The sequence below is a fragment of the Nocardia transvalensis genome (assembly GCF_015477765.1).
GTDB lineage: Bacteria > Actinomycetota > Actinomycetes > Mycobacteriales > Mycobacteriaceae > Nocardia > Nocardia transvalensis_A.
Map to the genome: position 1 here is coordinate 664664 of NZ_JADLQQ010000003.1, position 21775 is coordinate 686438.

Genomic DNA, 21775 nt, shown 5'->3' on the forward strand with positions numbered 1-21775 from the left:
GGGCTCAGGTCCGCTTGGGTGTGCGGGCCGTCCACAGCGCGACCGAGCCCACGGTGTCGACCTGGACCGTGCCGAATGACCGTTCGAGGGCGGCGATCAGGCCGTCGAGGTCGTCGTCCCGATTGTGGAAGACGCCGCGGTCGTTGAACGATGCCTGGACGGCACGGCTGAGGCGCGTATGGGGAACCCCGTGGGCCAGGATGGTCGCCCCGAAGAACACCCCGTCGTCGGCCGTGGCGTCGGCGATGTGCCGGAAGGCGACACCCTTGCTGTCCCAGCCGCCGGGCACACAGTGCATGAGCAGGCTGGTCGCTACCGAGGTGTAGCGGCGATCGACCGGCAGCGGATGCAGCACGCTGCCCACCCGGGTCACCGCTTCGATGCCGCGGCGGCGTAGGCGGCGGCTCGCCATATCGAGTGGATGCGGATTCAGATCCGCCAGCGTCACCTTCGGATGGGCGACCGGGTAGCAGGCGTGCCGCAGATGCCAGCCGGTGCCGGGCCCGATGTCGAGATGGTCGGCCGAGACGTTGCCATCGTAGAGCCGCCGCAGATTTCTTGTGGGACAACGCCATACGAAGCTGTTGTTGAATCCCAGCACGCAAATGTCATAGGCCCTGAGGAGAAGAGGGGAGTACGCGCGTGCGCCGTCGAACTCGTCCTTGCTGATATCGATCGATCCCATTACCGGTGACTCCGTGTGAGGCGAGTATGGCCGAAACCCCCGCACACTGCTTGGGGGTGACCGGACGAGAAGCCGGTCGGCATCTGCATCCGGCGCGGGAGTCGCTCACCGACCGGTGCGGCTCTCGAAGCATACCGGCGATGGGTAGTCCCCGCCCCCCGAACGGCGAACGAGACCCCGCGGCTAGGACAACCGAACCTGAGCTATGGCGCGTCCGAACAGCTTCTTGCCGACCGAGGTTCCGCCCAGCAGGACGGTGGCGGTGCGGCGCTCGGGATCGAGTGATTTGATCCGGGCGTTGAATTCGATCTCCGCCGGGCTCATCGGCTCGACCGGAACGAATCCGGCGAAACGCACGCTGTAGGTTTCGATGGCCGTCGGATCGCCCAGCCAGGACGTGAGATAGTCCGCGCCCAGGCCCATGGTCAGCATGCCGTGCGCCACCACCGTCGGCAGGCCCGCCAATTCGGCGGCGCGATCGCTGAAGTGGATCGGGTTCGCGTCGCCGGAGACTCCGGCGTAGTTCACCAGATCACCGCGGGTGAGCGTGCGGGTGGCGGCGGGCAGCTGGTCGCCGACCGACACATCGTCGAAGTCCGGCATCGTGTGAACCACTGTGTCCCTGCGTGATTCGGCCAGATCCGGGGCGTCGGTGGCCTGCTCGGCCGAGATCGGGATCAGCACCTCGGGATCGTGCGTGGCTTCCCGTCGATGCATGACCAGGCCCTCGACCAGCCGCACGATATCCGGGTCGACCTCCTGGCCCAGCCGCGCCACGATCGTGGTGGTGGCCACCTGGATCACCGCGCCCTGCTCATCGGTGAGAGTGGCCTTCACGGCGATGAAGTCGTTGCCGCGCATCCGGCGAATCGACTCGATCTCCGCCTCCATGTTGATCCGGTCCCCGGCCAGGATGGGGCGGTGGATCTCGAAAACCTGGTCGGTCTGCAGGATCTGGGACAGGTCGTAGTCGGTGAGCACCGTATCGAGTAGCGCCTGGGTGGTGATCCCGCCGATCACCGACGCGAAGGTCGGGGGTGCGACGATGGCGTCGCAGCCGAGTTTGCCCGCATCGGGCTCGTAACGGTGTGCCGGATGGTTGTTCTGTACCGCCCGCGCAAATTCGCGGATCTTTTCCCGCCCGACCTCGTAGTGGTCATGGACCCGGTAATGCCGACCGGCCAGTGCCGTGGATGCCGGCGCATCGGGTGCCAGCTCCGGCATATCCCTTGCTCCCTGCTCAAGCTCTTACTGTGTAAACCCCGGCGCGGCCAGGTTCGCCCGATAGTTCCGAACGGAATGATTTGGCCCGCGAGTCCGGGACATGCTACCGACGGTCCCGGACCGGTGACCAGCTGTCTGTGATGTTCATCGCGCGGCGGGCCGTGGGTGTGACACCCCTGGCGATGAACATCACATCGGCCTCACCGTCCCGCGTTCGGCGGATTGCACACCTTCCAGCCGTCGGGAGTGTGCTGCAGATCGAAGGTGCGGGCGACTCGGGTCGGATCGGCGTCGGTGTAGACGCTGGCCTGTGCGACGGCCTTGTCGCCGGTGATCTGGACGGAGTCGACGCCGTCCACCTTCGGAATCTTCCGCTGGTCCACCGCCAGCTTGTGCACGCCGGCGTACTGATCGGCGCCGATGTTCTGGTAGAAGTCGTGCAGCGTGCCGCACGTGACCGAACGCAGCTCGGTCAGATTGCCGCCCGCCAGCGCATCGGCGTAGCTGCTGATGGCGCCGCGTACCCGAGCCTCGGGGGAGTTGTCCGGGCGGGTCGCCACCAAACCCACGACGATGGCGATGATCGCGATCACCACGACCGCGGCCGCTCCGCCGAGGAGCAGACGACGATCGATGCGCCCGCCTCGGGCTGCAGGCGTATCGGGCTTCGCCGGGGTCTTCGCGGGCCCCGTCGGCGTCACCCGCTTGGGCTGCGCGATCGGTCGCGGTTCCGCCCCGCGCTGGCCCTGCGCCTGTGGCCGCGCCGAGAGCGGTTGCGCCGGAACCGTCGGCTGAACGTCCGCCGGCGACGGCGCGCTGCCCGCCTGCCGCGGCTTGGCCGCGGGCCGAACCGACCCTGGCCGTGTCTGATCTCCGGATGGCGCGGCCTGCCCGGGTCCTGAGGCCCCGTGCTGTCCCGGCTTTTTCGGCCCGGCCCCCGGCCGCGGCGTAACGGGCGGTTTCGTCACCGGTCCGGGCCCACCCGTCGGAGGCATCACCCGATCGGTGCCCTGCTGCCCCGAACCGCCGCGCCGCTGATCCACCGCCCGCTCTCCGGGCTGCTGAATCGGCAACACCGTGGTGGCCTGATCCGAAGGGTTGGAAACCATCGGCAGCGCCACAGTTTTCGCATCATCCGCCCCTACACCGCCGGACGGCGAAGCCACCTCCTCAGGCTGCTGCTTCACCTCCCCGACCGGCGTCCTGGGCAACGCCACGGTCTCCGCCTCGTCCCCCACACCCGCCTGCGGGGAACCCTCGCGCGCCGCAGCAGATTCCGCCGACTGCGCGGATGAGTCTCCGGCCTCTGGTGCGGCCGTTTCCGACTCCGAACCACCACGCGCTGCCGGCCCACCGGTCACGGACGGTCCCTGCGCCGTGTCCGAGGTTCCCGTCACCGACTCGGGCCGCCGGTCGTCGTCCTGCCCCGACGTCTCGGCGCCGCGGTCCGTGCGCGGCCCGAACGCCATAGCCGCCGAACCCGTTTCCGGCCGTTGCCCTCGCGTCACCCCAGCCCTGCCGCCACCTTCGGCCGCATCGGGACGCTGTCCTTGCCCAGGCGCGGGCTCGGCCCGGCCGACGCCGGTTCGTCCGGCCACCTTGGGGCTGGACTCCGTCCGTGGTCGGAAGGCCGCAGTGGCCGAGCCGGTTTCGGATCCGGTCGAATCCTGTCCCGGCCCGTTGCCGCCTTCGCCCGCCGCCTGTCCGGGCTCCTTGGTGCCGGACCCCGCCCTCGATTCGTATGCCGCGGCCGCCGAGCCTTTTTCGGCCCTGGTCGAATCCGGGCTGCCCGAGGCGGACGGCCGCTGTGTTCGTGCGGGTTCGGATCCCGACCCACCGGTGCCGGATTCCGTCGGTCCGGCGGCAGTTCGTTCGGGTGGGGGTGTTGCCCCGGGGCGCTGTCCTTGCCCAGGAGAGGATTCGGCTCCCGTCCGTGGTCCGAACGCTGCCGTGGCCGGGCCTGTTTCGGTCCCAGTGGAACCTGATCCGCCCGGGGTGGACGGCCGCTGTGTGCGTGTGGGTTCCGATCCCGACCTCCCAGTTCCGGGCCCCGTCGAGTCGGCGAAGGGTTGTCCGGACGGCGTCGTCTCGGACCTGCCGCCTTCGGTCGCGCCGGGCTGTTGCCGTTGCCCCAGCGCGGATTCGGTCCGTCCGCCGCTGGGCTGTTCGGGGTTGGCGCCCGTCCGTGGTCCGAAGGCTGCGGTGGCCGAGCCTTTTTCGGTTCCGGTCGAGCTCTGGCCACCCGGGGTTTGCGTGGGTTCCGATCCCGGCCTATCGGTGCCGGAGGGCACCGATCCGGCGGAGGTTCGTCCGGAGGACGGTATTTCCCCAGGCCTGTTGGCGCCTTCGGTCGTGCCGGGCTGCTGTCGTTGTCCGAGCGCGGATTCGGTACGCCCGCCGGCCAATCGTCCGGGCAGCTTGGGGTCGGCCCCCGGGCGTGGTCCGAATGCCGCCGTGGCTGCGCCTGTTTCGGCGCCCGGTGAGCCTGGACCGGCCGGGGCGTCCGGCCGCTGTCCTTGTGCGGGGGTCGATCCCGGGTGGGCGGTGCCTCCGGCGCCTTGTTCCGGTGTCTCGGGGTCGGTCCCGGTATGCGGGCCGAATGCTGCCGTGGCCGCGCCTGTCGGTGCGGGGGCGCCGAGCCGTCCCGGCGCGGCCGGTCGGTTCGACTGGCCGGGGGAGCCAGTGGTGCCCTCGCCCCGGGGCGGATCCGATTCGGCCGTGCCGGGCGTCCGTGTGAACGTTGAACGGATGGGCTCGAATACCGATCCGGGGCGGCCGAGACCGGCGCGTTCGGAGTTCGCTCCCGTGGCGCCTTCGGCCGCGGTCTTCGAACCCGGAGCGGCATCCGGGCTATCGGACTTGGCGGACTCCCCCGGCCTCGCCTGCTCGGGCGCGGTGGGATTCGTGCCCGGACCGGACACCGAAGGAGCCGCAGGCGAACCGGTCCCGGTGACAGGGCCCAACCGGCCCGGCCGGACCTGCGGCGCCGGAGAGGTCGAACCAGGCTGTCCCGCGGCGACTCCCGCCCCACCCGGTGCGCCGATGCCGCCTTGCGGTTGTGGTTGCGCCGCCGGTCGCTGTCCGGGTGTGCCCGGACCACCCGGGACTCGCCCCGTATTCGAGCTGGGCTCGCCGGAGGCCGAGGATGCCGCCCCGGGACGGGCCCTGGCCGAACCTGCCTGCCCTGCAGGGGATTCGGTGCGGTCGGGTGTGCTGGTGTCGGCTTGCGGTTGGGTCGGCAGTCGCTGACCGGGTGTGCCCTGCTGTCCCGCAGCGGATCCCGTGCCGCCGGATGCGCCGCCTGGCGGCACCGGCAGACGTTGTGCGGGCGCGCCTGGTCGGCCCGGGGCAGGTGCCGTTCCGGAACTGGTCGGATCTGCCTGTCCCGCAGGGGAGTCTGCGCTACCCGGCCTTGCGGTGGAGCCCTTCGATTGTGGCTGCGCCGGTGACGGAATCGGTCGGGTGGGCGCGGGCGCCGCGGATTCCGGCTGAGGGCGGCCTGTCGACGAGCCCTGAGAGGTTGGTGCGGCGAATCGGCCCGGGGTCGGCGGCTGCGCGCCACCGGATTGTGGTGAGTTCTGCCCGGCCGAACCGCCGCTGCTCGAGCCCGATGCGGTGGTCGGGCCCGGCCGGCCGGTTCCGAAGTGCGGCGGACGAGACTGCGGGCCCGGGGTGGGGCCGGGGCGGCCGGTGGCGGGCATGCCGGGCCGAGGAGTTGCGGACGGACCCTGCGCGCCGGGTCGGATCGGCGCGGTGGGTGCATTCCCGGGCCGAGGCGGGGCGGGCGGGGGAGCGACGGGTGGCCGCCCGCTCGGCCCCTGCTTCTGCTCGGGCTTACCGATGAACCGAGTCGGCGACCCGCTCTCGCGCGTGATGCGGTCGGTCGCGGCCTGCTCGCGCGAGATGCGCTGGGTCTGTCCGGCGTCGGAGGTCGTGGGTTCGGGGCCTGCGGAGGGACGCTGCTCGGCACCGGCGGAGCCCGATTGCGGCTGCCGGTCGGGCTTCTGGTCGTTCGGGTCGGTCACGCGCTACCCCTCGCTCAACGTCAACAGTGAACTCCGACGGCCAGCCTAACGAGCATTTCCGGCATCGGTGCACAATGAGCCCATGACCTCCTTCGGTGATCTGCTCGGACCGCAGCCGGTATTGCTTCCCGAAAACTCCGAAGCGGAGGAGGCGCTGCTCGACAATCAGGACCCCGTGCAGGTGGCCGCCGCACACCCGACGGCCTCGATCGCGTGGGCCCAGCTTGCCGAGGATGCGCTGGCCCGCGCCGAGGCCGACGCCTCGGTGACCGAAGCCACCGTGAGCTACGACGTCATCGCCGCCTACGCCTTCGCCCGCACCGGTTACCACCGCGGCCTGGACCTGCTACGCCGCAACGGCTGGAAGGGCTTCGGCCCGGTGCCGTGGAGCCACGAGCCCAATCGCGGCTTCCTGCGCAGCGTCGGCGCACTGGCTCGCGCCGCGAAAGCCGTCGGTGAGAACGACGAGTACGCCCGCTGCCTGGACCTGCTCGAGGATTGCGATCCGCGGGCCGCGGCCGAACTCGGCCTGGACTGAGCCGACAGGTCGACTTGGCTCTCCCCACCACGATCAGCGTCGAGGCGGTCCGCGAAGGCGGTAAACAGCGCGTGCGCAACGGCCTGGGTCGCCTGCGCAGATCCGCGCTCCCCATAGTCCAGTGCGCGGTGGGCGCGGCGCTCGCCTGGTTCGTCGCGCATCGCCTGATCGGCCATCCGCAGCCGTTCTTCGCGCCCATGGCGGCGATCATCTCGATCGGTGTCTCGTTCGGAGCACGGCTGCGCCGCTCGGTGGAGCTGGTGGCGGGCGTCGCAGTCGGCATCGGCATCGGCGATCTGTTCATCTCCCGGGTCGGCACCGGCGCCTGGCAGATCGCCCTGGTGGTCGCGGTCGCCATGGCGACGGCCGTCTTCCTCGACGGCGGCGCGGTCATTCCCATGCAGTCGGCCAGTTCGGCGGTCCTGGTGGCCACGCTCATGCCCCCGCACAGCGGCGGCGGCACCAACCGCATGATCGATGCGCTCGTCGGTGGTCTGGTCGGCATCGTGGTGGTGGCCGTCATCCCCTTGCATCCGGTGCGCCGGGCCCGCCAGCAGGCCGCCGACATCCTCGCGGTGGTGAGCAAGGCGCTGCTCGAATGCGCCGACGGGCTGCACGAGCAGGACCCCGAAAAGATCCGGCGCGCCCTGGAATCCGCGCGCGGCACCCAACCGCAGATCGACGGGCTGCGCAGTGCACTAGAGGGCGGCCGCGAGGTCAGCCGCCTGTCCCCGCTGTACTGGAACTCCCGATCGAGGCTGGAACTGATCCGGGTCGCGGCCGATCCGCTGGACAACGCCGTGCGCAACACCCGCGTGCTGCTGCGGCGCGCGCTCACCCTGGTGCGCGACGACGAGATCCTCCATCCCCAACTTGTCGAGGAGGTGGAGGCGCTCGGCAAGGCCGCCGACGTGGTGCGCCGCTATATGCTCGCCGATCCGGGGGAACAGCCCGACGCCGCGGAGGCGACGCGGGTGCTGCGCCGAGTCGCCAAGGGCGCCACGAAGGATCTCGTCGACGGCGCGGGATTGTCGGCGCATGTGGTGTTCGCGCAGCTGCGTTCGATCGTGGTGGATCTGATGCAGGTCTGCGGCGTGAAGCGGTTGTCGGCGATCGCGCTGCTTCCGCCCACCGTCGCACATCCGTATGTGACTCCCCAGGATTGAGTCCGCGCGCAGGCCCTGAGTAGGAGCCCCGCGTGATCTTCGGGTAGTTCACTACTCGTGTTCCCGGCCCGCGCCGTCCGTAGGTTCAATGGTGACCGCGCCGACGAGGGGTGGTGCGGTTGAACTTCGCGGGGGCAGCGGATGCCTGTCGGCCATGGGGTGTGATGGCCGGTACCGGGTCCGGCGTTCGCGCCCACGCGAAGCCGGGCCGCTCGGTTTCAGCCGAGTAGATCGAGCGGCCCACCTTCCATCGGGCGGACTACCGGTCGGTCGGGGCTACTGGTACAGCGAGGTCCAGAACGCAACGAGGCGATACCCCGCACCGACCCATCCCGAATCCACGCCGGACAGGTCGAACAGCCCGTTCACGAGGCCGTAGAAGGCATCCCGCGCCGGCGGCAAGCCCCACAGGAGTGCGAACAGCAGCAGCACGCCGAACGGTTTGATCTGATCGAGCGAACGCCGGGTCTGATAGCTCAGCGACGGCTCGATAATCCCGTATCCGTCCGTGCCCGGAATGGGGATCAGATTCAGCACGGTCGCCGTGACCTGCAGAAACGCCAGGAAGGTCAGCCCGTACCAGAACGCGGAATGCGTGTCGTCCGAGCCGAACAGCCGCACGATGACCAGCAGCACCACCGCGCACACCGCATTCACGGCCGGTCCCGCCGCGCTGATCACCCGCTGGGTGCGGGGTGAGAACAGATGGGGATGCACGTACACCGCACCGCCCGGCAGGGCGAACCCGCCCAGCGCGATGAACAGCATCGGCAACCCGATCGACAGCAGCGGGTGACTGTATTTCAACGGGTTCAGCGTCAGATACCCGCGCAGCTCCACCTCGCGGTCACCGGCCCGCCAGGCACTGTAGGCATGCCCGAATTCGTGCAGGCACACGCTGACGATCCAGCCGAACACCACCATGACGAAGACGCCCAATTTCGCCTGCGCCGAGGCTCGCTCGGCATACCAGGCGAGCACCGCGCCGCCCGCCGTGATCGCCACGATCAACAGGAACACCGGGCTGGGGCGTACCGCGCCCCTCATGCGGCGGGCGTCGAACGAGCGGTTCATCGCACCAGCATCCAGGTTTCGTGATGGCGGTAGAAGCTCGACCGCGGCACCGTACGGTCACCGGCGATACCGTCGCGGGTCACCACCGCACCCGGGGTGCCGAGCTGGACCGCGCGTCCGGCCACCCACCGCCTCTTGCGCAATCCGCGCTGCACCGACGCGCGAATCCCGGGCAGCTCCAGGGTCGGCGAAACATGCAGTGCCGTAACCCTTCCCGTGAACAACCGCACATCGTCGACGTAGGCTTCGCCCTCGAGTTTCTCGCCGTCGCCCCCGGTGATCGTGGCGCGGCCGACCAGCACCTTGCCGGTGTCGTCGCGGATCAGCGGCGTCGGCGTGGGCTTACCCTCCAGCGCGCGCTTGGCGGCCGACGATCCCGTGCCGAGCTGATAGGCCCGCGAGCCGTAGGTGCGGTCGACGGGCACGTACCCGATCTCGACATTGAGCCGTTCGGTGCGCAGCAGATGAGTGAGCACCGCGGCCAGGCCCGCGTCCTCGCCGAGCACGATCAGCCGCGGCAGGCTGTCGGCGGCCAGCACCGGCAGCAGTTCGTCCAGTTCGACCGGATCCGGAATGGCCGCGGTCTGTGTGGTCGGCAGCGATGCGAGCGCGATCGGCACCGGAGCACCGTTGCAGCGGAGAACATGGGTACTCAACTGCGGTACACCCTCCTCGGAACAGACAACCTCATCGTCCTCGCTGCGCTCGGCGAACCCTGCCGGGCCCACCTCCGGCTGCCACCATAGCTCTGTTTATTAGGGCTCGCTCCGCTCGACGCGAGGAACCCCCCGGTTGTCGGGTCCGCCACAAACAGGACATGTGCACTCCGAACGGCAGGTCACCCATCCATTAGACTGTGCTCCCGGCCACCGCCTCGGAAACGGCAGGTAGCTGCAGCATGCCTGTGCTGCGCGTCGAACCGTAGGAGACTCGAACATGCCGGCAATCGTCCTGATCGGCGCCCAATGGGGCGACGAGGGTAAGGGCAAAGCTACCGATCTGCTGGGTGAACGCGTCCAATGGGTGGTTCGCTACCAGGGCGGTAACAATGCCGGACATACCGTGGTGCTGCCCAACGGCGACAACTTCGCGCTGCATCTGATCCCCTCCGGCATTCTGACCCCCGGCGTGACCAATGTCATCGGCAACGGCGTGGTCGTCGACCCGGGCGTGCTGCTGGACGAGCTGGCCGGGCTGGAGGAGCGCGGGGTGGACACCTCGCGGCTGCTGCTGTCGGCCGACGCGCACCTGATCATGCCGTATCACGTGGCCATCGATAAGGTCACCGAGCGATTCCTCGGCAACAAGAAGATCGGCACGACCGGCCGCGGTATCGGCCCCTGCTATCAGGACAAGGTGGCCCGCGTCGGCGTGCGCATCGCCGATCTGCTGGACGAGAAGATCCTCACCCAGAAGGTCGAGGCCGCACTGGAATTCAAGAACCAGGTGCTGGTGAAGATCTACAACCGGCGCGCGTTGGACCCGCAGCAGGTGGTCGACGAGGTGCTCACCAAGGCGGAGGGGTTCAAGCACCGCATCAGCGACACTCGCCTGCTGCTGAACCAGGCCCTGGAGAGCGGTCAGACCGTGCTGCTGGAGGGTTCCCAGGGCACCCTGCTCGACGTGGATCACGGCACCTATCCGTACGTGACCTCGTCCAACCCCACCTCGGGCGGTGCGGCCGTGGGCTCCGGCATCGGGCCCAACAAGATCACCACCGTGCTGGGCATTCTCAAGGCCTACACCACCCGCGTCGGCTCCGGCCCGTTCCCGACCGAACTGTTCGACCAGGCGGGCGAATACCTCGCCAAGACCGGCGGCGAGGTGGGCGTGACCACCGGGCGGGCCCGCCGCACCGGCTGGTTCGATGCGGTCATCGCCCGCTACGCGACCCGCGTGAACGGCATCACCGACTACTTCCTCACCAAGCTGGACGTGCTGTCCAGCCTGGACCGGGTGCCGATCTGCGTTGCCTACGAGATCGACGGCGAGCGCGTGGAGCAGATGCCCACCACGCAGACCGAATTCCACCACGCCAGGCCCATCTACGAGGAGATGCCCGGCTGGTGGGAGGACATCTCCCACGCCCGCACCTTCGACGACCTCCCCGCCAACGCCCGCGCCTACGTCGAACGCCTCGAGGAACTCTCCGGCGCCCGGATGTCCTGCATCGGCGTCGGCCCCGGCCGCGACCAAACCATCGTCCGCCACGACGTCCTGAGCTGACACAGCCGCACCCCGCGCCGACATCCGCACCCTGTGCAGGCCCTGGACGGGGTGCGGGTGCGGATAAGGGGTGCGGCTGCTGGTGTCAGTAGCAGGTCAACGGCGCCAGCGGGTTTGCGGCGTGGGGGGTGAGCGCGGCGTAGGCGGCGGCTATCGACTTGACCGCCAGGCGGAGGTCGGGTTCCTCGACGGTGTAGGGGAGGCGGAGGAAGCGTTCGAAGGCGCCCTGGACGCCGAAGCGGGGACCGGCGGCGAGGAGGACGCCGTGGTTGGGGGCCGTGGCGGCCAGCGCGCTCGACACCGGGGCGGGGAGTTGGACCCACAGCGACATGCCACCGGCCCCGGGAACCGCACGCCAGTCGGGGAGCTCCTCGGCAAGGGCGTCGAGCAGTGTGGCTCGGCGACTGCGCAATTGGTCGCGGCGGCGGGCCAGGATGGTGTCGGCGTGCTCGAGCAGATATCCGGTGGCCAGCTGATCCATCACCGGGGTGCCCAGATCCATGCTGGACCGGCTGCCCAGCAGCTTGGTGATCAGCGACTGGTTGGTCCGGATCCAGCCGACCCGCAGGCCGCCCCAGAACGACTTCGACGCCGAGCCGATCGTCACGATCTCCGCGCCGCGCGCGAAAGCCGCTGCGGGCGGGGGATCGTCGCCGTCGAGCTGCTGATCCACCATGGATTCGTCGACGATCACCGTCATACGGGTCTCGCGGGCGATGGCGGCCAGTTCGGCACGGCCGTCGGCATCCATCAGCAACCCTGTCGGATTGTTGAAGTCGGGCACCAGATATGCCGTACTCGCCGCGGTTTGCCGTGCGGCACTGCGGATTCCGTCCAGATCCCACCCGACGTCGGGATGCTCCGGCCGCAGCGGCACCGGCACGGGCCGGGCGCCCACATCGCGAATCGCCTCGATGGCATTGGGGTAGGTGGGGTGATCGATCAGGACCCGCTCGGCCGGTGCGGTGAGCACATTGAGCAGCAGCCGCAGCCCGTGTTGGGCGCCGAGGGTGACCAGGATCTGATCGGGATCGGTGGGCAGCCCGCGCTCGGTGTAGCGCCGCGCGATAGCCTCGCGCAGGGTCAGCACACCGACCGGGTCCATGCCGTGGGTACCGAGATAGATCGGAAGTCCTTGTAGCGCAAAGGAATACGCATCCGTCATCTCCGGCGGCGCGGACATGGCGGCATAGGTCAGGTCGATGGTGGGCAGTTCACCCGGTGACATCATCGCGAGGATGCTGCGGGTCGGCTTGGTGCCGTCGTGCTTCACGCTGGCCGGTAGCGCCACCGTGCTGCGCGAGCCCTGCCGGCTGAGCAGATAGCCATGTTCGCGCAGCAGCGTATAGGCGGAGGTCACCGTCGTGCGGCTGACGCCGAGTGTCGTGGCCAGATCGCGTTCGCTGGGCAGGGCGACCCCGAGCGGGGCGCGGCCGTCGTGGATCAGCAGCCGAATGCCCTCGGCCAGAGCCAGATACGCGGGTCGAGCCGACCGGCGGGCGGCCCCGTCCTCCGCGCCGGTGTCGTCGTGGCGCCACCGGCCGAGGTCTCGGGTCAGGGTCGCCGCGCTGATCACTCGTGTCGCCATGCAGGCCAGTATTGTCTCGGTGGATATGTATTTCAAGTCCAGCTGACTGAACGATGAGCCCATGCTCGCACTTCTGCTTATCGGGGTGGTCATCACCGTGGCGGTCGCGGTCGTCCGCGACTACGCGCCGAGACCCGGGGAACGCACGGCCTTTCGCAGTGCGAGCCTGCGTGTGCGCCACTCGCTCACGGACTGGGGTGCCGCTCGTATGGTCGAGGGCGAAGAGGTCCAGTAGGAAAAACTGGACCTGTGAGGGGTGACCCCAGGCCAGTATCGGGCCAGTGGATATTTGATCACAGTCCAGCCGGCCGCAGGCTGGGATCATGGTCTCCCTCCTCGCCTCCCTCCTGGTCGTCGCGGCCTTCGCCGCGATCGTGTACCGGTATGCACCCACGCGCGAACAGCGGGCCGCCGAACTGCTCGAACGGTATCGACCGCACGCGCCGATGTCGGACTGGTCGCTGTCGTATCACGACGAGCAGCGGCAGTACGCCGACCTGACCGCGATCAGCGCACGCCGGGAGTCCGAGCGCGGCGTGGACCGGATGCCGGTGCGGTCAGGCCGCCGACTCCCTTGTTTCGTCCGGAAGCGGTCCAGTTCGGGCGGATTGGACTGGCATTTCCGGGTGTGTCGGTGCGGTGATGCACACTGACCGTATGCCCGAACCGGACCGGCCGCCGCTTTCGGCCGCGCTCTTCGACACCGCGATCGGCACCTGTGCCCTCGCCTGGACCGACGCCGGTATGGCGCGGTTCCTGCTGCCCGAGTCCACCGTTGCCGCCACCCGGACCGGTATCATGCGCCGCCATCGCGGCATGGATGTGCACGAGGTCGAGCCGACCGGAGTGATGGCGGAGGCCATTGCGCACATTCGGTCCCACCTCACCGGCACGCTCGACGATCTGCGTTGGATCCCCTTGGACCACAAGGGAATCCCGGAGTTCGATCGCGCGGTGTACGAGGTCACCCGTGCCATCGCTCCAGGCCACACGCTCAGCTACGGTCAGGTCGCCGCCCGCATCGGCGCTCCCGGCGCCGCCCAGGCTGTCGGACAAACCCTGGGCCGCAACCCGATCCCCCTCATCGTGCCCTGTCACCGCGTGCTGGCCGCCGACCACGCCCTGCACGGCTTCTCCGCCCCCGGCGGCCTCACCACCAAACAGCGCCTGCTGGAAATCGAACGCACCCCGGGCTTCGGCGAGCCCACGCTGTTCTGAAAGGCGCCGGAATGCCTGGACCCCGAAGGGATTACGGCTTGGGCTGCGGGGCGTTCGGGTCGATCGCGTTCTGAATGCCCTGCACGACCTCGTCGGGCACGCCCTCGGGGACGGGCGCGGAGAATTCACCGATGCGCACGCTGCGCGGAGGCGGCGGTGCGGGAGTCTCGGTCTTGTCCGGTGTGGCAGGGCGCGGCCGAGGCGCCGGTGCGGCGTTCTGCGGTGTGGCAGCGCGCAATTCGGCGGGCTCTTCGTCTTCCGGCGGAGCGGGGGAGGTGACGCCCGGCTGTACGCGATCGGGTTCGGCGAGCGCGGTTCCGGCGAACAGTGCGGCGACCGCCATCGGCAGCGCGACGAGCCCGACCCGAATCGCCGCCGTTACCTTCCGATTTCGACGCATCACGTCGAGACCACCACCCTCCCCGGGAATCTGCCGAAGTTCACGAGCGGCCCGGTGCCGCTCGCCCCAGCATCGTAGCGGCCGCTCGGTCCCCTAGCCATCCCCTCCGCGGTCGCGAATCGGCGGGCTCGGTCAAGAACGCTGCTTACCGCTGGGCGGCTCGCCCCGCATGAGTTCGGCCAGCGCCTCCCGGTCGGTGACGTCGAGCTTGATGCACGCCCGGTACAGATGGCCCTCGACCGTCCGCACCGACACCGTGAGCCGGTCGGCGATCTGCCGATTGCTCAACCCGGCCGCCACCAGATTGGCGATCTCCCGCTCCCGCGCGGTCAGCGGCAGCGGCTGTGCGGACTGCCGCAGTGCCGGGGTGCTGGCACCACCGCAGGCCGCGGCCAGCCGGTTCGCGGTCGCGGCCGATTCGAGCAGTCGGCGCCGATCGCCGGAGCGTTCGTGCGCCGAGGCAGCCTGTGCTGCCGCGTCGGCCGCCGAGAGCAGTACCCCGATGCTCTCGAATTCCGCTGCGGCAGCGTCCAATCCGGGCCCATCGTTGGAGGCGACGGCCACCGCGTGCCGCGCCTGCACCTGGACCAGTCGGCCGTCGATCCGGGCCGCGATATCGGCCAGCCGACCGGCCACCGAGTGATCGCCGAAGCGGGCCGCGGTGTGCAGGGCCATCGCCTCGATGGCGTGCTGGTGGGCGCGCGCCGCGGCATCGGCGGCGCCGATGGCCAGCCGCACGGCAGGGGTCACGGTCCCCTCGGCGGCCGCCTGCCAGGCTCGCGCGATCTCGAGTTGCGGTTCGTAGACCGCGCTGTGGCGGCCTCCGCGCGAGGTGGCCTCGGCGATCGTTTCGGCCGCCTCGGCGGCCCGGCCCAGCGCCGAATACGCCTCGGCCAGACGGATTCTCGCGGGGAACATCCATGCGGCGGCACCCTCGGCGTGCAGGGCGGCCAGGGCCTGCTCCAGATTCTCGATACCGTCCGGGAATCGGCCCTGCGCCACATCGACGGTGCCCTGCAGGATGCGCGAAAATCCCCACGCCAGATACTGTCCGGGCGCGGAATAGCCGAAATATCCCGTGGCGCGCCGCCGCGCGGCATCCAACTCGCCGGTGAAGGTGAGCGCCAGCACCTCGGCGTGGGTGGACATGAACCGGTTGAGCCCGTCGATATGCGATTCGACCTCGTGCCCGCGTTCGGCGAAGCCGCGCGCCGCCTCGCCGCGACCCATCAATGCCAGCGCCAGCCCGCCGCCGAACGACGCCCACCACACCGCCCAGGGCGGCGCATCCTGCGTCTCCATCACCTGTTCGGCATCGCGGAACGCGGCCTCCAACCGGTTTTCGTTGACCGCACACGCAGAAGCCAAGCCCTGCAACGTCGATGCGATCTTCGGATGCTCGACCTTGTCGCGGACCAAGGTCAGGACCTCGTCGGCGTGATCGGCATCGCCCATGGCCCACAGCAGATTCGACACCCGGGTGCTGCCCCAGCGGGCCAGCTGCACCTCGTTCAGCTCGTCGGGATCGAAACTGGCCAGGGTGCGTTCGGCCTCGATGCGATGTCCCTGCCACAGCAGGGCGCGGGCCAGCAGATCGGCCGCCTCGACGCCGCCGCCGCGTTCCACCGCCGCCCGGGCGAAGCGCTCACCGAGCGGAATGTTGGCCAGTCCGATGGCTTCCTCGGCCGCCGTCTCGAACAGCTCTAAATCTGCGGATTTATCGCTGTCCAAGGCCAATTCGGCCAGGCGGATGCGATCGGAGGCGGATTTGATCGGCCGCTCCTTCAGCGACGAGTACAGCCGCCCGCGCAGCCGCCGCGCCGACGCGATGCCGAGCCGGCGGCGGATCACCTCGCCGAACAGCGGATGGTTGTAGCGCACCAGCAGCTGATGGCTGTTCTCGACGATCCGGATGACACCGCGGGATTCGGCCGATTCGACCGCCTCCTCCCCGGCCAGTTCGGCCAGGACGTCGAGATCGATGGGTTCGCAGAAGGTGAGCAGTTCCAGCACGCGCAGCACCGGCTCGGGCAGCTGTTCGACCCGATCCTCCAGCAGCGCAGCCAATTCCGAGGTGACCGCCGCCCGCCCGCGCAGCTGCCAGACCCCGTTGACCTGACGCAGCGTCCCGGCCTCCAGCGCACCTTCCACCAAATGCCGCAGGAACAGGGCATTTCCGCCCGACGACTCCCACATCAGGTTGGCGGTGAAGCCCTCCAACTGCCCGCCCAGCATGGATTCGACCAGCTCCACGCTCTGCCGCTCGGTGAACGGCAGCAGATCGATGCGCAGCAGATGACCGTCCTTCCACAGCGAGGTCACCGCGTCCGGGACCGGCACCCCGCTGCGCACCGTGCACACGATGCGCGCCGCCTTGTCGATGGCCAGCTGCAGCAGCAGCGTCGCCGACAGCTGATCCAGCAGATGGGCGTCGTCGACGCCGATGATGGTGTCGCCGTCGGCGAGCAGGGCCTCCCGCGCGGCGGCCATGAAGGTCACCGGATCGTGGGCGGTGTAGACCCCCACCATGTGCGCGAAGACGCCGAGTGGAATGCTGCGCGCCGATTCGGTCCCGGCGACCCACCGGACGTTGCCGCCCACCGCGGCCGTGGCCTGGCGGGCCAGCGTCGTCTTGCCCACCCCGGCATCGCCGGTGAGGACCGCGCCGACGAACTCGGTGCCGGTGAGGGCCGCGCGGAGCGCGTCGAGTTCGCCGCCGCGCTCGATCATCGGCCAGTTGCGAGCCATGCAAATCACTCTAATGCCCTGGCGGATCATGAGCGGGACGAACGAACACCTAAGGGAACCAAGCAGATCCAGCAAAGATGCTCATGCGCTATGACACGAAACGATAACTGATAACGCTTCTGTCACACCGGTACGCCGCCATGGCCCTCCCGGCCGGAATTAGTCCGCCCACACCTCCTCGATCGCCACGGCCTCCGCGGGCGGTGGCGTGGGTACCCCACCGGGCGTGCGGGAGAACCGCGGTGCGGGCGCGTGCTGTACCACCCCGTCGATCTCGATCAGGCCGTTGCGGGCGACGATGTGGGGGTTCTGCTCGGCCTCGCTCAGCGTCAGCACCGGCGTGCAGCAGGCGTCGGTCCCCTCGAAGACGGCCGTCCACTCGTCGCGGGTCTTGGTCCTGAACTTCTCGGCGAAGAGCTTCCTCAACCGGTCCTGGCCGGTGGGGTCGATCTGGTGCGGCAGCCCCTCGGGATCGATCTCGAGGCCCTGCAGCAGTTCGGCGTAGAACTGCGGTTCGATGGCGCCGACCGCCATGTACTTACCGTCGGCGGTCTCGTAGGTGTCGTAGAAGGCCATGCCCGTGTCGAGCAGGTTGGTGCCGCGCTCGTCCGACCACAGGCCCATCCCCTTCATGCCCCAGATCATGTGCGACAGCGCCAGCGCGCCGTCGATCATGGCGGCGTCGATGACCTGCCCCTGCCCGGAGCTCTGCCGTTCGACCAGGGCTGCCAGGATGCCGAACACCAGGAACATCGAGCCGCCGCCGAAGTCGCCGACCATATTCAGCGGCGGCACCGGACGCTCACCCTTGTGCCCGATGGCGTTGAGTACACCGGTGAGGGAGATGTAGTTGATGTCGTGCCCGGCCCGGTCGGCCAGCGGCCCGTACTGGCCCCAGCCGGTCATGCGCCCGTAGATCAGCCGGGGGTTGCGTTCGAGGGCCACGTCCGGCCCCAGTCCCATCCGCTCGGTGACGCCGGGGCGGAAGCCCTCGATGAGCACGTCGGCCTTGTCGATCAGACCCAGCACCTTCTCGACGGCGGCCGGATCCTTCAGATTCGCCTCGACGATCGTGCGCCCCCGCCACTGCGGCCGCTCCATGTAGCCGGGCAGCAGGCCGGGCCGCTGCACCCGCACCACATCCGCGCCCAGATCGGCGAGCAACAGCGCCGCATGCGGGCCGGGACCGATACCGGCCAGTTCGACAACCCGAATGCCCGCGAGCGGGCCCTGCCTGGTGGCGGTGGATGAAGTGCTCACGCCCTACCTCGGTTCGCGCTAGGTGCCTTGTTGTCACCTCGACAATAAGCGCTGACGGGCTGTCCGCACCACCCACGGCCCGTCTCCCCCGGATTCGTACTGACTATGCGGTATCCCTATCGTTGGTGCATTCGTCGAGACAGGAGGGCTGATGTTCAGCAGGGCGCTGGGTGTGCTGCTGTCGATGCTCGGTCTGGTGTTCGTCGCCGGGTGCGGCTCCCATTCCGACAGCGAGCGAATCGGGGTGCGGGCCATGGTGATCACCATGTTCGACCCCGAAGCCAAACCGTGGCTCGAGCGGCGGCAGTGGACCCACGAGATCTCGGTGCCCGGTGTGCGAACGCCGGTGCGCTGCAACGATTCCGGGCTGTGCATGATGGTGACGGATATGGGCAAGACCAATGCCGCGCTGTCCACCTCGGCCGTGCTCGCCAGTCCGCGCCTGAACTTCGACGATGCCTATTTCATCACCGCCGGGATCGCGGGAACGCCGCCGGAGGCGGGCACCCTCGGGTTCGCGGCCTGGGCGCGCTGGGTGGTCGACGTCGATCTCGGCCATCACGTACTGCCGCAGGACGATTCGACCGTGCCGAACGGCTACCTGTCGATGCCCAAGGCCGGCACCGAGGTCTACGAACTCGACGGACATCTCGTCGACGCGGTGTACCGCAATACGAAGGATGTGGCGCTGTCCGACAGCCCCGCCGCGGCCGAGCTCCGGGCCGCCTTCGGCCAGGCCGATCGCAAACCCGTTGTCACCCAGTGCGATACGGCCACCGGCGATAATTTCTGGTCCGGCGCCCAATCCTCCGCGCAGACCGCGGCGATCGTCTCCGGCCAGACCGACGGCCGGGCCCGCTACTGCACCTCCCAGATGGAGGACAACGCCACCGCGGCCGCCCTGGCCCGCGCCGGCAAACTCAACCGCTACGTCTGCCTCCGCACCGCCAGCAACTTCGACCGCCCCCGCCCCGGCGAATCCGTCACCGAAACCCTGACGGCCATCGACTCCGGCGCAGCCTCCCCCGGCTTCCCCCTCGCCGTCGACAACGCCTACCGCGTAGCCTCCGCCGCCGCGGACTACCTGACCCAACACCCCGACCTGACCTAACCCAGCCGCACCCCTTATTCACAAACGCACCCCCTCCAGGCCCTGGAGAGGGTGCGTTTGGCAATAAAGGGTGCGGCTGGGTTACTCGATCACCGGCAGGGGGAGGGTGTCGCCCGGGGGGAGGTCGGCGCGGTGTAGGCGGAGGGTGGGGGACTCGGTGGTGGGGATGGGCAGGGTGGGGAGCGGGTCCTCGTGGAGGGGGCGGATTTTGACCGGCAGGCGGTAGAAGGCGCGGGCGTTGTCCTCGAGGACCTTGTACATGTCGGTGCCCACCGCGTCGGCGATCAGCTCGATATCGGAGTCCTGGAACGGCCGTCCCGCCCGGGTGCCCGGCAGATCGGAGCCGAACATCAGCGCCTCCGGATTCACCGCGTGGATGCGCCGCAGCGCCGCGGCCACATCCATCGTCACCCGGCCGAATCCGGACGCCTTCACCTTCGCGCCCCTGTCGACGAGGTTCAGCAGGTACGGCAGGCATTCGTCGGACATGCCCATATGGTCGATCGACAGGGCCGGCAGCTTGGAGATCACCGGCTCCAGCGAACCGAGCATCGAACCGTCGATATACAGCTCCACATGCCAGCCGACCAGATCGTAGGCCCGCACCGCCTGGATGGTCGACGACACTATGTCACCGGCGGCCCGCTTGAGGTTGAACCGCATCGCCCGCACCCCGGCCCGGTCCAGATCGATGATCTCCTCGTCACCGGCGTCGGGATCCAGATTGATGACCCCGACCCAGTTGCGGCCCAACTCGGCCAGCGCGGCCTTCATGAACGCGGCGTCGGTGCCCTGGAACGACGCGCTGACCACGGCCCCACCGTCGACATCGAAGCGCGACATGCGCTTTCGATAATCGGCGATGGTGTAGGGCTGCGGGAGGTAGCCCTCGTTCTCGATCAGCGGGAACCGCGGATCGATGATGTGGACATGGGCATCGAACACGTGATCAGAATGCCTCAGGATTGCGTTCCCGGCACCTAGACCTTGTGCGGTTCGCTGGCGCGCAGCATGTCCTCACGCTCGACGACCTTGACCCGCTCGCGGCCCTGCGGTTCGCCCAGCGACCGCTCGTGCGCGTCGAGGCGGTACCAGCCGGCCCAGGTGGTGAACGGAATGCCCTTGTCCTCCAGCCAGGTGGTGACCGCCTCCGGATCCGGTTCGGCGGCCGGGGCGAAGGACGGGGCATCGTCGAGCAGGCAGGCGATGGTCTCGTTGGCGTCGCCCTTGGTGTGGCCGATCAGGCCCACCGGACCGCGCTTGATCCAGCCGGTGACGTAGGTGGCGGGCAGGTAGCGGGCCGCGCCGTCTGCGTCCTCGTCGACCAGTACGCGACCGGCCTCGTTCGGCACGGTCCCGGCCTGCTCGTCGAAGGGCAGCTGCGGAATGTTCTGCGACAGATAGCCGACGGCCCGGTAGATCGCCTGCACGTCCCAGTCGGTGAATTTGCCGGTCGGCTTGCAGTTGCCCGTGCCGTCGAGCTGGGTCCGCTCGGTGCGCAGCCCGATCACCTTGCCGCTCTCATCGCCCAGCACCTCGGCGGGCGACTCGAAGAAGTGCAGGAACAGCTTGTGCGGCCGGTCGCCCACGTCGCGAATCGCCCACTGCTCCAAGGTGTTGCAGACCATGTCGACCTGCTTCGAATGACGGCGTGCCGCTTCCGATCCCTCGTCGTAGTCGATGTCCTCGGGATCGACGATGACCTCGATATTCGGCGAGTGGTCCAGCTCGCGCAGCTCGAGCGGGGTGAACTTGGCCTGCGCCGGGCCGCGGCGGCCGAACACGTGCACCTCGAGCGCCTTGTTGTTCTTCAGGCCCTCGTAGACGTTCGGCGGAATCTCGGTGGGCAGCAGCTCATCACCGGTCTTGGCCAGCACCCGCGCCACGTCCAGCGCCACGTTGCCGACGCCGAGCACCGCGACCTTCTCCGCGTCCAGCGGCCAGGTGCGCGGCACGTCGGGATGTCCGTCGTACCAGGACACGAAGTCGGCCGCGCCGTAGGAGCCGTCCAGCTCGATACCCGGGACGCGCAGCTCGCGGTCGGCGTTCGCGCCGGTCGAGAAGATCACCGCATCGTAGAAGCGCCGCAGCTCCTCGAGCGTGATGTCGGTGCCGTAGTCGATATTGCCGAGCAGCCGCACCTGAGGCTTGTCGAGCACCTTGTGCAGCGCGGTGATGATGCCCTTGATGCGCGGATGATCGGGCGCGACACCGTATCGGATCAGGCCGAAGGGCGCGGGCATCCGCTCGTACAGGTCGATGCTCACCTCGGCATCGGACTTCATCAAGGCGTCGGCGGCGTAGATTCCGGCCGGTCCGGCGCCCACGATCGCGATGCGCAGTGGGCGGGTCGCTGCATGTTCGGTCATCTTTACGCGCACCCTCTGGTCGAGAACTCTGTCGTCAATGTCTTAGCCGTCTTTCTTAGCTTAGGCTAAGTTGACGTGCGGACCGGGGCCTTGCCCGGCTGTCGGCATCCCTGTCGATGCTGCCTCGTTGCTGCGCCGGGATG

Annotated in this window: 18 protein-coding genes; 7 read left to right on the top strand and 11 right to left on the bottom strand. The window is 69.1% G+C overall.

The window, feature by feature from the left end; translation table 11 throughout:
- Positions 1-4 precede the first annotated feature (4 nt).
- From IU452_RS11105 to IU452_RS11115, 3 genes are all read right to left on the bottom strand, one after another.
- Positions 5-685 carry a class I SAM-dependent methyltransferase gene (locus IU452_RS11105; protein ID WP_195108847.1) on the bottom strand — a complete coding sequence of 227 codons (681 nt, stop codon included), beginning with the start codon at positions 683-685 and terminating at the stop codon, positions 5-7.
- 183 nt (positions 686-868) lie between these two features.
- Entirely contained in the window at positions 869-1909 is a 1041-nt protein-coding gene (locus tag IU452_RS11110) for a fused (3R)-hydroxyacyl-ACP dehydratase subunits HadA/HadB (RefSeq protein WP_195108848.1), read from the bottom strand.
- Between the two features lie 200 nt (positions 1910-2109).
- Positions 2110-3378, bottom strand: coding sequence for a hypothetical protein (locus IU452_RS11115; RefSeq protein WP_228817131.1), 1269 nt, complete (start codon positions 3376-3378; stop codon positions 2110-2112).
- Between the two features lie 2638 nt (positions 3379-6016).
- On the opposite strand from IU452_RS11115, the gene IU452_RS11120 reads away from it, so the two are divergent.
- Both IU452_RS11120 and IU452_RS11125 read left to right on the top strand, forming a co-directional pair.
- Entirely contained in the window at positions 6017-6472 is a 456-nt protein-coding gene (locus tag IU452_RS11120; RefSeq protein ID WP_195108849.1) for a DUF3151 domain-containing protein, read from the top strand.
- A 14-nt stretch (positions 6473-6486) separates the two neighbouring features.
- Positions 6487-7638: an FUSC family protein gene (locus tag IU452_RS11125; RefSeq protein ID WP_416382302.1), complete on the top strand. Its 1152-nt coding sequence runs from the start codon at positions 6487-6489 to the stop codon at positions 7636-7638.
- Positions 7639-7914: 276 nt separating this feature from the next.
- Here the strand turns inward: IU452_RS11125 and IU452_RS11130 are convergent, their stop codons facing one another.
- Together IU452_RS11130 and IU452_RS11135 are read right to left on the bottom strand one after the other, a co-directional pair.
- Positions 7915-8712, bottom strand: a complete 798-nt coding sequence (locus IU452_RS11130) for a site-2 protease family protein (protein ID WP_195108850.1) — start codon at positions 8710-8712, stop codon at positions 7915-7917.
- Positions 8709-9332, bottom strand: coding sequence for a hypothetical protein (locus IU452_RS11135; RefSeq protein WP_324192551.1), 624 nt, complete (start codon positions 9330-9332; stop codon positions 8709-8711). Before IU452_RS11135 ends, IU452_RS11130 begins: the two co-directional genes overlap by 4 nt.
- Positions 9333-9648: 316 nt before the next feature.
- Between IU452_RS11135 and IU452_RS11140 the strand changes: the two genes are divergently transcribed.
- Positions 9649-10938 carry an adenylosuccinate synthase gene (locus tag IU452_RS11140; protein ID WP_195108852.1) on the top strand — a complete coding sequence of 430 codons (1290 nt, stop codon included), beginning with the start codon at positions 9649-9651 and terminating at the stop codon, positions 10936-10938.
- Between the two features lie 85 nt (positions 10939-11023).
- Here the strand turns inward: IU452_RS11140 and IU452_RS11145 are convergent, their stop codons facing one another.
- Positions 11024-12526 carry a PLP-dependent aminotransferase family protein gene (locus IU452_RS11145; protein ID WP_195108853.1) on the bottom strand — a complete coding sequence of 501 codons (1503 nt, stop codon included), beginning with the start codon at positions 12524-12526 and terminating at the stop codon, positions 11024-11026.
- Between the two features lie 61 nt (positions 12527-12587).
- Between IU452_RS11145 and IU452_RS11150 the strand changes: the two genes are divergently transcribed.
- The 3 genes from IU452_RS11150 (at position 12588) to IU452_RS11160 (ending at position 13744) form a co-directional block, all read left to right on the top strand.
- The gene (locus tag IU452_RS11150; protein ID WP_195108854.1) at positions 12588-12761 is read left to right on the top strand and encodes a hypothetical protein; all 174 of its coding nucleotides are present in this window, start codon (positions 12588-12590) and stop codon (positions 12759-12761) included.
- Positions 12762-12849: 88 nt separating this feature from the next.
- Positions 12850-13179 (top strand): hypothetical protein, encoded by a 330-nt coding sequence (locus IU452_RS11155; RefSeq protein WP_195108855.1) that lies wholly within the window; start codon positions 12850-12852, stop codon positions 13177-13179.
- A gap of 4 nt (positions 13180-13183) precedes the next feature.
- Complete coding sequence (locus tag IU452_RS11160) at positions 13184-13744, top strand: methylated-DNA--[protein]-cysteine S-methyltransferase (RefSeq protein WP_195108856.1); 561 nt, start codon at positions 13184-13186, stop codon at positions 13742-13744.
- A 31-nt stretch (positions 13745-13775) separates the two neighbouring features.
- On the opposite strand, the gene IU452_RS11165 is transcribed toward IU452_RS11160, so the two are convergent.
- The 3 genes from IU452_RS11165 to IU452_RS11175 form a co-directional block, all read right to left on the bottom strand.
- Positions 13776-14144, bottom strand: coding sequence for a hypothetical protein (locus IU452_RS11165; protein WP_195108857.1), 369 nt, complete (start codon positions 14142-14144; stop codon positions 13776-13778).
- Between the two features lie 132 nt (positions 14145-14276).
- The gene (locus IU452_RS11170; RefSeq protein ID WP_195108858.1) at positions 14277-16892 is read right to left on the bottom strand and encodes a helix-turn-helix transcriptional regulator; all 2616 of its coding nucleotides are present in this window, start codon (positions 16890-16892) and stop codon (positions 14277-14279) included.
- Between the two features lie 159 nt (positions 16893-17051).
- Positions 17052-18152 carry a CaiB/BaiF CoA transferase family protein gene (locus IU452_RS11175; RefSeq protein ID WP_195108859.1) on the bottom strand — a complete coding sequence of 367 codons (1101 nt, stop codon included), beginning with the start codon at positions 18150-18152 and terminating at the stop codon, positions 17052-17054.
- 151 nt (positions 18153-18303) lie between these two features.
- On the opposite strand from IU452_RS11175, the gene IU452_RS11180 reads away from it, so the two are divergent.
- Complete coding sequence (locus IU452_RS11180; RefSeq protein WP_195108860.1) at positions 18304-19263, top strand: purine-nucleoside phosphorylase; 960 nt, start codon at positions 18304-18306, stop codon at positions 19261-19263.
- Positions 19264-19344: 81 nt separating this feature from the next.
- Here the strand turns inward: IU452_RS11180 and IU452_RS11185 are convergent, their stop codons facing one another.
- Both IU452_RS11185 and IU452_RS11190 read right to left on the bottom strand, forming a co-directional pair.
- Entirely contained in the window at positions 19345-20208 is an 864-nt protein-coding gene (locus IU452_RS11185; protein WP_195108861.1) for an amidohydrolase family protein, read from the bottom strand.
- Between the two features lie 35 nt (positions 20209-20243).
- Positions 20244-21632: an FAD-dependent oxidoreductase gene (locus IU452_RS11190; RefSeq protein WP_195108862.1), complete on the bottom strand. Its 1389-nt coding sequence runs from the start codon at positions 21630-21632 to the stop codon at positions 20244-20246.
- Positions 21633-21775: the final 143 nt, after the last annotated feature.